Origin of the sequence: Pseudomonas sp. 3-2, from assembly GCF_019710535.1 — a bacterium.
GTDB classification, from domain to species: Bacteria; Pseudomonadota; Gammaproteobacteria; order Pseudomonadales; family Pseudomonadaceae; genus Aquipseudomonas; species Aquipseudomonas pharyngis.
Genome location: NZ_CP081200.1, coordinates 499,725 through 513,681, shown reverse-complemented (window position 1 = coordinate 513,681; position 13,957 = coordinate 499,725). Strand labels below are relative to the sequence as shown.

General features: G+C 60.7%; 9 protein-coding genes. 4 read left to right on the top strand and 5 right to left on the bottom strand.

What is annotated here, in order from left to right:
• The first annotated feature begins 6 nt into the window (after window positions 1-6).
• The 4 genes from aceF (at window position 7) to msrA (ending at window position 7,353) form a co-directional block, all read left to right on the top strand.
• Window positions 7-1,971: a dihydrolipoyllysine-residue acetyltransferase gene (gene aceF, locus K3819_RS02280; protein WP_221398556.1), complete on the top strand. Its 1,965-nt coding sequence runs from the start codon at window positions 7-9 to the stop codon at window positions 1,969-1,971.
• Window positions 1,972-2,249: 278 nt separating this feature from the next.
• Complete coding sequence (locus K3819_RS02275; protein WP_221398555.1) at window positions 2,250-3,647, top strand: alkaline phosphatase D family protein; 1,398 nt, start codon at window positions 2,250-2,252, stop codon at window positions 3,645-3,647.
• Between the two features lie 238 nt (window positions 3,648-3,885).
• Window positions 3,886-6,582 carry a bifunctional diguanylate cyclase/phosphodiesterase gene (locus K3819_RS02270; protein WP_039766525.1) on the top strand — a complete coding sequence of 899 codons (2,697 nt, stop codon included), beginning with the start codon at window positions 3,886-3,888 and terminating at the stop codon, window positions 6,580-6,582.
• 105 nt (window positions 6,583-6,687) lie between these two features.
• Entirely contained in the window at window positions 6,688-7,353 is a 666-nt protein-coding gene (gene msrA, locus K3819_RS02265; RefSeq protein WP_074689601.1) for a peptide-methionine (S)-S-oxide reductase MsrA, read from the top strand.
• 49 nt (window positions 7,354-7,402) lie between these two features.
• On the opposite strand, the gene K3819_RS02260 is transcribed toward msrA, so the two are convergent.
• From K3819_RS02260 to putP, 5 genes are all read right to left on the bottom strand, one after another.
• Complete coding sequence (locus tag K3819_RS02260) at window positions 7,403-8,242, bottom strand: 23S rRNA (adenine(2030)-N(6))-methyltransferase RlmJ (protein WP_221398554.1); 840 nt, start codon at window positions 8,240-8,242, stop codon at window positions 7,403-7,405.
• A gap of 303 nt (window positions 8,243-8,545) precedes the next feature.
• Complete coding sequence (locus K3819_RS02255) at window positions 8,546-8,863, bottom strand: hypothetical protein (protein ID WP_221398553.1); 318 nt, start codon at window positions 8,861-8,863, stop codon at window positions 8,546-8,548.
• 328 nt (window positions 8,864-9,191) lie between these two features.
• The gene (locus tag K3819_RS02250; protein ID WP_221399653.1) at window positions 9,192-9,944 is read right to left on the bottom strand and encodes a DUF4123 domain-containing protein; all 753 of its coding nucleotides are present in this window, start codon (window positions 9,942-9,944) and stop codon (window positions 9,192-9,194) included.
• Window positions 9,889-11,904: a type VI secretion system tip protein VgrG gene (locus K3819_RS02245; RefSeq protein ID WP_221398552.1), complete on the bottom strand. Its 2,016-nt coding sequence runs from the start codon at window positions 11,902-11,904 to the stop codon at window positions 9,889-9,891. The genes K3819_RS02250 and K3819_RS02245 overlap by 56 nt, the downstream gene beginning before the upstream one ends.
• A 290-nt stretch (window positions 11,905-12,194) precedes the next feature.
• Window positions 12,195-13,679, bottom strand: a complete 1,485-nt coding sequence (gene putP / locus K3819_RS02240) for a sodium/proline symporter PutP (RefSeq protein ID WP_064592974.1) — start codon at window positions 13,677-13,679, stop codon at window positions 12,195-12,197.
• Window positions 13,680-13,957: the final 278 nt, after the last annotated feature.

The window sequence follows — 13,957 nt, the reverse complement described above, 5'->3', positions numbered from 1 at the left end:
AACTCTGTGAGCGAACTCATTCGCGTACCTGACATCGGCAGCGGTGAAGGTGAAGTAATCGAACTGTTTGTGAAGGTCGGCGACCGTATCGAAGCCGACCAGAGCATCCTGACCCTGGAATCGGACAAGGCCAGCATGGAAGTGCCGGCCCCGAAAGCCGGCGTCATCAAGAGCCTGAAAGTGAAGCTGGGCGATCGCCTGAAAGAAGGCGACGAACTGCTGGAGCTGGAAGTCGAGGGCGCCGCGCAAGCGGCCCCTGCTGCGGCTGCTGCGCCTGCCGCCAAGGCCGAAGCTGCACCGGCTGCCGCTCCTGCACCGGCTGCACCAGCCGCTGCGCCTTCTGCCGCTTCGGTTCAGCAAGTGCACGTGCCGGACATCGGTTCGTCGGGCAAGGCCCAGATCATCGAGATCCAGGTCAAGGTCGGCGACACCGTCGAGGCTGATCAGTCGCTGATCACCCTGGAATCCGACAAGGCGAGCATGGAAATCCCGTCGCCTGCCGCTGGCGTGGTCAAGGCCATCAGCGTCAAGTTGAACGACGAAGTCGGCACTGGCGACCTGATCCTGGACCTGGAAGTGGCGGGTGCTGCGGCCCCTGCTGCTGCCGCTCCGGCCCAGGCTGCTGCTCCGGCCGCTGCCGCTGCACCCGCGCCTGCAGCCGCTCCAGCTGCACCGGTTGCCGACAGCGTTCAGGACATCCACGTTCCGGACATCGGCTCGGCCGGCAAAGCCAAGATCATCGAAGTGCTGGTCAAGGCTGGCGACAGCGTTGAAGCCGATCAGTCGCTGATCACTCTGGAATCCGACAAGGCGAGCATGGAAATCCCGTCGCCTGCCGCTGGCGTGGTGGAAAGCGTTTCCATCAAGCTGGACGACGAAGTCGGCACCGGCGACCTGATCCTCAAGCTGAAAGTCAAAGGCGCCGCTCCGGCTGCTGCCGCGGCTCCAGCTGCCGCTGCTGCTCCGAGCGCTCCGGCGCCAGCCGCTGCTGCTCCGGCTGCCGCTGCACCTGCTGCTGCCGCTCCGGCCGCTGCTCCAGCCAAGCCTGGTGCGAAAGTTCACGCCGGCCCTGCCGTGCGTCAACTGGCTCGCGAGTTCGGCGTCGAGCTGAGCGCTGTCGGCGCCAGCGGTCCGCACGGTCGCATCCTGAAAGAAGACGTGCAGGTTTACGTCAAAGCCATGATGCAGAAGGCCAAGGAAGCACCGGCCGCTGCTGCTGGCGCAACCGGTGGCGCGGGCATCCCGCCGATTCCGGTCGTCGACTTCAGCCGTTTCGGCGAAATCGAAGAAGTGCCGATGACCCGCCTGATGCAGGTAGGTGCTGCCAACCTGCACCGCAGCTGGCTGAACGTACCGCACGTCACGCAATTCGACTCGGCGGATATCACCGAGCTGGAAGCGTTCCGCACCGCACAGAAAGCTGTCGCAGAGAAGGCCGGCGTCAAGCTGACCATCCTGCCGCTGCTGCTCAAGTCCTGCGCACACCTGCTCAAGGAACTGCCGGACTTCAACAGCTCGCTGGCACCAAGCGGCAAGGCGATCATCCGCAAGAAGTACGTGAACATCGGCTTCGCCGTCGACACCCCGGATGGCCTGCTGGTACCGGTCATCAAGAACGTCGACCAGAAGAGCCTGCTGCAACTGGCCGCCGAGGCCGCTTCCCTGGCTGAAAAAGCCCGGACCAAGAAGCTTTCGTCGGACGAGATGCAAGGCGCCTGCTTCACCATTTCCAGCCTCGGCCACATTGGCGGCACCGGCTTCACGCCGATCGTCAACGCGCCGGAAGTGGCGATCCTCGGTGTTTCCAAGGCAACCATCCAGCCAGTCTGGGACGGCAAAGCCTTCCAGCCGAAACTGATGCTGCCACTGTCGCTGTCCTACGATCACCGTGTGATCAACGGCGCCGCTGCTGCACGCTTCACCAAGCGCCTGAGCGACCTGCTGGCGGACATCCGCACCATCCTGCTGTAAAGCGTTCGGCCCTCCGGCAACGGAGGGCCGACTGCGTTCCACGTTTTCGAGCGCCACACGCTCGTACCTCAACCCCGTCAGTTTGGCGGGGCTTTTTTTTGCCTGAAATAACGGCCGCCCGAACTTTTCCCACAACTTGCGCTGATATAGGCCACGACTCAAGTCCACTTCCTATCGATATTTTTCAGCACCAGGCAACTAACCTTGGCGCACTGAAGTTACACCACTAAACCGGGAAACTTCATTAATCACCAACACTTATTCGAATGGATTCGAACATGCTTAAACCTACTGTCGGCCCGATCATTGGCCACACCACAACTAACCAGGCGCGAATTTTCATTCGTGGCGGACTGCAACATAATGCGTCCGTATTTGCCGGCATTCGTTACCGGCTACTGGATTCGAAACAATGGCAACCCGCCCAGTTTGTCAAACTTGATTCAACCCGCGACATGACGGAAGTATTCGTAATCGATCATCTGAAGGCGGACACCGAATACGAATACCAGACCGGCTGGTTCAGCCCGATGAGTCCCGTCCACACCATCCACAGCGTGGCGGAGTTGCCGCTGCAATGGCCACGGGAGATTTACCGCCTGCGCACCCGCAGCAGCCAGCCTTTGCAGCCGCGCGCTTACATCCTCGGCTCCTGCCGTTACCTGCGCATGACCGCCGGCGTCCCGGTGCTCCCGCATCTGGGCGACCGGATCTTCGCGTCCATCAGCCAGTTGATCGAGGGTGCACAACCGGCAATCAGCGCAATCATGATGTGTGGCGATCAGATCTACGCCGACGACTTGAACCTGTTCGCCCCGGATCGCGACTATGACGAGTTCATTGCAAAGTATCGCGCGGCGTTTTCCCTGCCTAATATTCGACGATTGATGTCCGGCACTTCGACCTACATGATCCTGGACGATCACGAAATAGAAGATAACTGGCCAATGAACGCCCATGAGTCCGATAAAGCGCTCTATCGCAACGCAATGGCGACTTACGATATTTATCAAGCGAGTCATAGCCCGATCTGTTCAACAACAACTAGCGGAACAATTGATCGCACGACACTGAAGCACTATTGGTATCAATTCAGCGATGGCGATATCGAATGGTTTGTGACGGACAGTCGAACTTGCCGCAACTTGTCGAATGACAACCGGCGCATCCTCGATGAAGAACAGGAACAGGCGCTGTGCAAGTGGTTGATCAATAGCCCGGCGCGGGTCAAGTTTGTAGTCACCAGCGTCATGTTCTATCCCGACCGCAAAATGAACGGCGATGATGCCTGGATGGGCTTCCCCGAACAGCGTCTGCGCCTGCTGGAAATCATCCGCCAGCATCGGATCAGGAACGTCGTGTTCATTTCCGGTGATGTGCATGGCTCGCTGACCAGTCGCCTCAGCCACAGCGAAGACCCGGACTTTGAAGTGCACACGGTCGTTTCCTCACCGCTGAGCAACAGCAAACTGCTGCCCTACGCCACCGCCGCGACCTTCACGCTCGACCAGCCGCTGGCGCAGACCGAGGCAGGCGAATACCGGCACGAACTGACCAGCGAGGTCGTCAGCCAGGACAACTTTGCGCACATGGTGGTTGAAGCCGGGCGAATGCAGGTCAACTATCACGATCGGGATGGCAGGCACCTGCAATCCATCGATATTCCGTTGCGATGAATCCAGCGGTACGACCGTTCCGGATGCCGGAGGGCTCTGGAACGGCCATTTCCACGCTTGCTAGCATTAGTTTCCGGCGGGTGCTGGAGAAATGTTCACTGCAGCCGACATATTCTTATAGCACTTGGCCTTCATGTCTCTTGTCAGTCAGTGCCGCAATGATGCAACCTTGCCGCAGGCAACAGTAAAGAGGGCGCGAGCCCGGCGCGTTCAGCAAATTTCCAAGCGAGTTCCCTTCATGAAGAGCCAACCCGATGCCGCCAGCCGTATGGTGGCCGAGGTAGTGACGCAGTTGCCTGTGCCCTCGCGGCTCGGCATGCTGCGTTTCGAGCGCTTGAATGAAGCCAGTTGGGCCATGTTGTTTCTAGATCCCAACTGTGAACGCCAGTTCGGCCAGCCCGCCGTCGAACTCTGCGCTCTGGTCGGCTCGCCCTATGCCAGCCTGATGGAGCCCGAAGCGCGTTATCAGCTGCACGACGCGATCCAGCAACAACTCGGTCACAGCCCGCATTATCTGGTGCGCTACACCCTGCACACCGCCGCCGGTGCGCTGAGCATTCTCGAACTCGGTGAAGCCTACAGACAGCACAACCGCCACTTGCTGCGCGGTTACCTGCTGGCGGTCGACAACGTGTTTGACGAGGCACCTTCGCTGCCGTCCGTCGACCTTGAAACCCAGAATTCACGCCTGCAAATCGCCCTTGAGCTCAACCAGCGTGCCCAGCAGGAACAACTGCAGCATCTGGAGCGGGTGCGCGCCCAGCAGGACCTGATCCTGCTGCTGGCCCGCCAGCGCTACAGCAGCCAGAACTCCCTCCAGGAAGCTGCCGAGCTGATCACCCGCTGCGCCTGCGATATCTACGAAATCGACTGTGCCAGCCTGTGGAACCTCGAAGGTCAGAAGCTGGTGCCGATTTCGGCGTACCACCGCGCCACCCAGGAATACATCCTGCCGGAGGTGATCGACGTCAGCGGCTTCCCCGATTACATGGAAGCCCTGCACGGCAGCCGCGCCATCGACGCGCATAACGCGATGCGCGACCCGCGTACCCGGGAAATGGCCGAAGCCCTGCGCCCGCGCGACGTCAACGCCATGCTCGACGCCAGCATCCGCGTCGACGGCCAGGTGGTCGGCGTGTTGTGCCTGGAGCAGACCGGCGTCACCCGCGCCTGGCAATCCGACGAAATCGCCTTTGCCGGTGAACTGGCCGACCAGTTCGCGCAGGTCATCAATAATCACAACCGCCGCACCGCCACCAGCGCCCTGCACCTGTTCCAGCGTGCGGTCGAGCAGAGTGCCAACGCCTTTTTGCTGGTCAACTGCGACGGCGTGGTCGAGTACGTCAACCCGAGCTTCACCGCGATCACCCAGTACACCACCGAGGAAGTCCACGGCCAGCGCCTGTCGGAGTTGCCAGCCCTGGAAAACTTAAGCGAGCTGCTGTTCGACGCGCCGTCGGCGCTGGCCAAGAGCAACAGCTGGCAGGGCGAGTTCAAGAGCCGCCGCAAGAACCTCGAACCCTACTGGGGCCAACTGTCGATCTCCAAGGTCTACGGCGACAACCGTGAGCTGACGCATTACATCGGCATCTACGAAGACATCACCCAGACCAAGCTGGCGCAGCAGCGCATCGAGCGCTTGGCGTACACCGACAACCTGACCAACCTCGGCAACCGGCCTGCATTTATCCGCAATCTGGATGAACGCTTCGCCCGGGATAGCGATACCCCGATCAGCCTGCTGCTGGTGGACATCGACAACTTCAAGCGGATCAACGACAGCCTCGGCCACCAGACCGGCGACAAGCTGTTGATCAGCCTGGCCCGGCGCCTGCGTAACAGCCTGAGCCCGAGCGGCAGTCTGGCGCGGTTCGCCAGTAACGAATTCGCGGTGTTGCTCGACGACACTGACCTTGCCACCGGGCAGCAGATCGCCAACCAATTGCTGGCGACGCTGGATAAACCGATGTTCGTCGACAACCAGCTCATCAGCGTCACCGGCTCTGTAGGCCTGGCCTGCGCGCCGCTGCACGGCCGCGACCCGCAGACCCTGATGCGCAACGCCGGCCTCGCTCTGCACAAGGCCAAGGCCAACGGCAAACATCAGGTGCAGGTGTTCACCGAAGCGCTGAACGCCGAGGCCAGTTACAAACTGTTCGTTGAGAACAACCTGCGCCGCGCTCTGACCCAGAATGAATTGGACGTGTTCTACCAGCCCAAGCTGTGCCTGCGCAGTGGTCGCCTGCTGGGCATGGAAGCACTGCTGCGCTGGAATCACCCGGAGCGCGGCATGATCCGCCCGGACCAGTTCATCAGCGTCGCCGAAGAAACCGGTCTGATCATTCCGATCGGCAAGTGGATCGCCCGCCAGGCCTGCCGCATGAGCAAAGCGCTGACCGCTGCGGGCATGGGCAATCTGCAGGTGGCGATCAACCTGTCGCCCAAGCAGTTCTCCGACCCGGATCTGGTGGCCTCCATCGCCAACATCCTCAAGGAAGAAGCGCTGCCGGCCAATCTCCTGGAGCTGGAACTGACCGAAGGCCTGCTGCTGGAAGCCACTGAAGATACCCACTTGCAGCTCGACCAGCTCAAGCGTCTGGGCCTGACCCTGGCCATGGACGACTTCGGCACCGGTTACTCGTCGCTCAGCTACCTGAAGAAATTCCCGATCGACATCATCAAGATCGATCGCAGCTTCATCCATGAAATCCCGGACAATCAGGACGACATGGAGATCACCTCCGCCGTGATCGCCATGGCCCACAACCTGAAACTCAAGGTCGTGGCCGAAGGCATCGAGACCGCCGAGCAGCTGGCGTTTCTGCGTCGGCACCGCTGCGACGTCGGCCAGGGCTACCTGTTCGACCGGCCGATTCCGGGCGGCGAGCTGATCCAGGCGCTCAAGCGCTACCCGCGCGGCCCGCTCTCTCTGTAACCCACAGGACACTATCCGCACATTTTGCCTGGTGATTAACCGGGCATCATTGGGCACACTGTGGGTCAGCTTATAGACATCCCATCCTGACTGAGAGGAACGATCATGGTTCTGCGCTCGGAAATTCTGGTGAACAAAAACGTGCTACCGACTAAAGAACAAGCTCTGCCTGGCCGCGAAACCCCGATGGCCCTGCCTGAAAAACACTTTGTTTTCACCGAGACGCCGTTGCTGGGCCCGTTCTTTCAGGACGTCGACTTCGCAATCTTCGGGCTGGGCTGCTTCTGGGGTGCCGAGCGCCGCTTCTGGCAGCGCGAAGGCGTGGTCAGCACCGTGGTCGGTTACGCCGGCGGTTACACGCCGAACCCGACCTACGAAGAAGTCTGCTCGGGCCTGACCGGCCACGCTGAAGTGGTGCTGGTGGTGTTCGACAAGGCCAAGGTCAGCTACGAAGAGCTGCTGGCGATGTTCTGGGAATTGCACAACCCGACGCAGGGCATGCGCCAGGGCAATGACATCGGCACCCAGTACCGTTCGGTGATCTACGCGACCCATCCGGAGCAACTGGAGGCGGCGTTGAAGAGCAAGGCTGTTTATCAGGCGGAATTGTCGAAGGCGGGTCTGGGTGAGATCAGCACCGAGATTGAACAGGCGCCGACCGTTTACTTCGCCGAGGCCTATCACCAGCAGTATCTGGCGAAAAATCCGGAAGGCTATTGCGGGATTGGCGGCACTGGCGTGTGCATGCCGCCGAGTCTGGCGGGGAACTGAGCCCACCCTGATCGCTCCCGCGCTATGTGCGGGAGCGATTGACGGTTGATCAGCTCTCGGCGATCAACCAATCCAGCTGCCATCCGCCCTGGGTCTGCCCAAGTTTCTTGGACAGCCACGGCAGCAGCTCACGCAATTCTTCCTCCAGCCCCCACGGCGGATTGGCAATCGCCAGGCCGGAGCCGTTCAGGCTGTTCGGCGTATCCAGTGGATGCACCAGCAGCTCGACCCGCAGCAACTTCGGCGCACCGGTGCCGGCCAGATCCTGATAGAAACGACGCAGCGCACGCTGATCCTTCACCGGATACCAGATCGCCGCCACGGTCTGGCGCATCCGCGAGATCGCCTCTTTCAGCGACGCCGCACAACGCTGCATCTCGTCGAGCTTCTCGAACGGCGGATCGATCAGCATCACCGCACGCTTCTCGGTCACCGGCAGCAGCGCCCGCGCCACGTGCCAGCCCTCGCCCAGATGCACGGCCACACGGCGGTCGCCCTTCATGTTGTCCTTGAGCAGTACGCCGTCTTCCGGGTGCTTCTCGTTGAGCAACACACGATCCTGGGAACGAGTCAGACGCCGCGCCAGCTCCGGCGAACCCGGGTAATAACGCAACTGGCCGTCCGGGTTCATCTCGTGCAGCACTTTCATGTAGTCGGCGGTCAGCGCCGGCAGATCCGGCTGATCCCACAACCGCGCGATGCCTTCCAGATACTCGCCGGTACGATTCGCCTGATCACCCTGCAGGTCATACAGACCGATGCCGGCGTGGCTGTCGAGATAGGCAAACGGCTGCTCCTTGCGCGACATCAGGGCAATGAGGCGGGTCAAGGTCAGGTGTTTGAACACATCGGCATGATTGCCGGCATGGAAGGCGTGACGATAATTCATGGCTGCTCCTGCGAGGGCCGTGAAGTTTACCTTTTACCGGGCGGCAAGTCAGGGGTTGGGGGCTGAGTGGGTGGTCTTGCTGTCGGGTACATCCTTGAGAAACCCCTCACCCTAACCCTCTCCCAAAGGGAGAGGGGACTGACGGAGGTGATCTTTCGGTTTGCATCGACCTGAAAAATCACCGCGACCTAAGGCTTGGCCAAGCCAAGTTCACCACCGAAGTTGCAGGTCGGCGTACGTCACCTATTCACCTTGGTCGGTCCCCTCTCCCTCGGGGAGAGGGCTAGGGTGAGGGGATGGGATCTAAGGCCGGTCACGCAACCTGCGGCCAATCACATCCAAGACATCACAGCCGTCACGCAGCGGAATCACGCAGAGTTGGGCGAAGTCGCTGAGGACGACCGAGTCGCACTCGACCGAGCCGCGCATGCACATGTTTTCCAGGACCTGGATCACCGCGCGGATACGGTAGTTGGCGGCGTCCATCAGGATATCGAGCGGGGCGTGGGTGTCGATGAACAGGGTGGGCATGTCGTTGCAGTTGCTGGTCAGCGCCATGAGACGGTTGTTCGGGTGGGGGATGAAGGGTTCGTAGGGTGGATCGGGATGAAGCTTGCTCATTTTTTAACCTCTGGTAGTGAAGTGAACGTCCACCGTTTCCTCCTACGGATTGGGTGGCAGCCATGCGCGGGGTAGGAGGACTGAGACCAGAGCACTCAGCCACGCCGAAGCGTGCCCGCGCATAACCGCCGCAAAGGATCTTACGGTCGAGCGAAGACTGCCGCAAATCGGGCAACGACGCTTATGCACTGCTCTGAAATCAGGGCTCCTACGCCCTGTCTCCACACTTGCGGAGACAGCCAAAGACTATCCCCGCAGCACCGCGCCCACCAGTTCACGCAAACCGCCGCAACTCGCAGGAAACGTCCGAAGCCTTTGCCCGGAAATTTCACTCTGATTCGTCCCGCAAGTAGTCCAGCAACGCCAAAACCGACGATTCGTCCGACGCTGAAACCGCAAAAAACCTGACAACCTTGCAGCGCAAGACATCGGCGGGAAACGCCTCGAACAACGCCGGCTGCTCCTCGCTCAACCACTGCAAGACGTTGTTGATCCGGGCATCATCGCCGAACTGCGCCAGCAGCTTTTCCGGCACCTGCCACCAAGGAAACTCCCGACCCGAGACCTGCGCCCTGCCCCCGATTTCGACGGCCTGACCGTTGATAAAGCCTCGCGTGAGAACCGGCAGCAATTGCCCGGCATCCACCTCGGACGACTCAAGGATCGGCAACAAAAACCGCCCATCCCAGAACCGGAAGAACACCGCTTTCCCGTCCGGCATCAGCACATGAGTCAAACTGCGAAAGTGCTCGACCACCACCTCAAGCCCCGCCGAAGAAACCGCCAGCCAACCCCAGTCGCGAGACTCCGTGGTCGCCACCCAATCCAGAAACTCACTGCCCGCGTCGACGATTCCCACGTAGGGCATCACCGCATCCCACTCGGCATAGATCGTTTCCGCCCAGACTGGTTTCGGCATCTGCGCTTTCAGCGGCCAGGATTTCAGCGGTTCTACCGCACTCGAGCTGCTGAAAACCGCGAACAACTGCTCCGAGGGTTTCAGCGGCTGATCCTTCAACCATTGATCAGGCTGCACAGACACCGTCCTTGCAGCGCTCGCATTCTTCACAGAAGGGCGCATCACCTTTCAGGCTCATGATTTGCGCAGCAGTCAGAATCGCAGCCGGGGCTGCCGCCAGTTTTTCCGGCAACCCCGGCACCGTCGGCGCCGCACTCATCGCCGCCATCGGCGCACCACCCACAACGATCGGCACGCTGCTGAAGATCCCGCCGGGGCCGATGTTGATCCACTGCCCGCCCGCCTGAATCGTCGCGCTCGCCCCGCCGTCGATCACCACTTGCTGGCCGGCGCTGACGTGGAATTGAGCACTGGCGTTGATCGCCTGATTGCTCACACGGATGTGCCGGTCGCCGGTCACCGTGAGATGGTCGTCCTGCCTCACCTCGGTCTGGCGCTGGCCGTGGGTGATGCGCTGCTCATCGGCTTTCAGCTCGTGTTTGGCGAGACCGGTGACGACAACGCTGCGCTGGTTATCCACTTGCACCTGCTGATCGTTCAATACGTGCTGGGTCCAGTTTCGCTGGGCCCGCAGGTAGATTTCCTCGGCGCCTTTGCGATCCTCGATGCGTAATTCGTTGTAGCCCCCGCCGCCGGGACTACTCTGGCTGCGGAAAATACTGCGGGTCTTGTCGGCCGGCAGATCCAGCGGCACCGGCGTCGCTGCGTTCGGCAGGCAACCCATGACCAGCGGTTTGTCGGCGTCGGAATCGATGAACCCCACCAGCACTTCCATGCCGACCCGCGGTATCAGCACGCTGCCATAACGGTCATGGGCCCAGCCGCTGGCGACCCGCAGCCAGCAGCTGGAATGCTCGTTGAGTTCGCCGTCGCGATCCCAGGCCAGTTGCACCTTGACCCGGCCGTACTCGTCGCAATGGATTTCACTGTCTTGCGGGCCGGTGACCACGGCGGGTTGATAGCCGAGCATCCGTGGTTTTTCCGGGCCCATCCGCGGGCGGAAGAACACGTCCCACGGCGTGGCGAGAAAGGTATTACGGTAACCCTGGAATTCGTCACCCTCGCTGGTGACTGATTCCTCCAGCACTTGCGGCTGTCGGCCACGGTGCTCGATCGCGGTCAGCAGCCAGAGGTCATTCAGATCCTGGCGCGGATGCTCGGTCAGTTGCAGGAAATGTCCACTGACGAGAGCGGATTGATCGCTGCGGCCCTCGGCCTGACGATAGTCGGCGACATGCCGCTCAAGGGTGCGCTGGGCCAGTTGCTTGCCGGTTTCGCGCTCGGTGAACTGGCCGGGAAAGTGGTAATCCTCCAGCACCGGGCGCTGCTCGCTTTCGGCGCGACTTTGCAGCGCCAACCGGGGTTTGCTGAAGTCGTAATCACGCCGGGTGACCACGCTGGTGCGGGTTTCAACGCGTACGGTGAAACGCTTGATCGCCGGTGCCGATGCAGCCATGCCGCTGCCCGGCAGGTACAGCGTCGGCTCAGCCAAACGTGGGAACACCGTTTGGTCATCGCCGAACACCAGCAGATGCCCGTTCGGGCTGTGCTGAAAATGGAAATGAATGCCGACTTCGGCACACAGCCGCTGGATGAACGCCAGATCGCTCTCGGCGTACTGCACGCAATATTCACGCGCCGGGTAATCACTGCCGAGGCGAAACTCAAAGGCATCGCGCAGGATCGCGTGATCCTTGAGGATCTGCGTCACGATCTGCGGCACGCTCTGATGCTGGAAAATTCGCTGATTGATCCGGTGACCCAGATAGGCCAGACGCGGAACAAGACTGACGTGATAGCGGGTCAGACGCTTGCCGGAATCCCCCTGCCCGACCCGATAGATCTGACCGTGAATACCGGAACCGTCTTCATCAAAACTCAGAAACGCCTGACAGTGCAGCAGACTTTCCAGATCCAGGTCCGGCCGCTCACTGACCAGCTCCAGGTCAAAACGGAAGGGTTGGCTGATGGCTTCCTTGCCCGTGAACTCAAGGACTTTGAGGTCAAACTGGGCGCCTTCGACGGTCAACGTGAAACGCGGTTGATTGGCAGGCGCGAACATCCGATGTCTCTCTGCAGAATGAGGGCGGGCGATTCTGCATGAGGGGCAAGGGGTGCAGGTTGGGTGACTGAAAAATCAGATTTTCCCTACTTGAAACTTCGATCTCCCCTTCAAGAATTGGCGCATTCGACTACAGACATTTCTTTCAGAAATATCACCAAACCCTGTGGGAGCGAGCCTGCTCGCTCCCACAGGTTGCTCGGGTGAATCCGATAAATCGCAGGCAATAAAAAACGGCCCGCTTCCTGTAGGACGCGGGCCGTTTTCTTGTGAGCCTCAGCTCATTCCCATCACTTGTTCAGATGGAAGTCCTTCTCGGCCGCTTCAAAGCGCTGAACCATACCGGCGCTCGGCTGGCCCATCAGGCTGACCAGGTAGATCGCCAGGCTGGCGAAGATGAAGCCCGGGATGATTTCGTACAGACCCAGCAGCTCGAAGTGCTTCCACACGATCACGGTGATCGCGCCGACCAGGATGCCGGCCAGAGCGCCGTCACGGGTCATTTTCTTCCAGATCACCGAGATCAGCACCACAGGACCGAACGCTGCACCGAAACCGGCCCAGGCGTAGGACACCAGGCCCAGCACGCGGTTGTCCGGGTTGGCGGCCATCGCGATGGCGATCAGTGCAACCAGCAGCACCATGGCGCGACCGACCCATACCAGCTCGACTTGCGAAGCGGATTTACGCAGGAAAGCCTTGTAGAAGTCTTCGGTCAGGGCGCTCGAGCACACCAGCAACTGGCAGCTCAGGGTGCTCATCACGGCAGCCAGAATGGCCGACAGCAGCACACCGGCGATCCACGGGTTGAACAGCAGCTTCGCCAGTTCGATGAACACACGCTCGTGGTTCTCGGTCACTGGACCCGCGACTTCCGGGTGCGCCGAGAAGTAGGCGATACCGAAGAAGCCCACGGCCACGGTGCCGCCCAGGCACAGGATCATCCAGGTCATGGAGATGCGACGGGCGTTGGCGATCGATTTCACCGAATCAGCAGCCATGAAGCGCGCCAGGATGTGCGGCTGGCCGAAGTAGCCCAGACCCCAACCCATCAGCGAGATGATGCCGATGAAAGTGGTGCCTTTGAGCATGTCGAAGTTGCTCGGGTCCTGTGCTTCGATGGCCAGGAACGTGGTGTCGACGCCGCCGGTAGCCAGCAGCACGATGATCGGCGTCAGCAGCAGGGCGAAGATCATCAGGGTGGCTTGTACGGTGTCAGTCCAGCTCACCGCGAGGAAACCGCCGACGAAGGTGTAGGCAATCGTCGCCGCAGCACCGGCCCACAGCGCGGTCTCGTAGGACATGCCGAAGGTGCTTTCGAACAGGCGGGCACCGGCCACGATGCCGGAAGCGCAATAAATGGTGAAGAACACCAGAATCACCACCGCCGAAATGATGCGCAGCAGACCGCTTTTGTCTTCGAAACGGCTGGAGAAGTAGTCCGGCAGAGTCAGCGCATCGCCGTTGTGCTCGGTTTGAACACGCAGACGGCCGGCGACGAACAGCCAGTTCAGGTAGGCACCGACGATCAGGCCGATGGCGATCCAGCTTTCGGACAGGCCGGACATGTAGATGGCGCCCGGCAGGCCCATCAGCAACCAGCCGCTCATGTCGGAAGCGCCGGCGGACAATGCCGTCACCACGCTGCCCAGGCTGCGGCCACCCAGAATGTAGTCAGAAAGGTTGTTGGTGGAGCGATAGGCCATGAAGCCGATCAGCACCATTGCTGCGATGTAGATCACGAACGTGATCAGGGTTGGATTGCTTGCGCTCATTACGTACGTGCCCTGGCTTTGTTTTTATGTAGCGGCGGCGGTTGCACCGTTTGCAGACTGACGTCTGACAGACGATTCGCACGGCCGCGCATTTATGACCAATGTTTCCCCAGGAAAGCCATTGGCCGGTGCGTCGGGTTTCACCGGTTGCACCTTGGGCGCGAATCCTATGCAACAAAGCAAAACAGGTGCAACCAGTTTCTTGAGAATTAGTTGCACCCAGTGGGATTTATCCTACGGAAGTGGCTTTTTGCTCCCTTTTAACGCAGTGACAACGC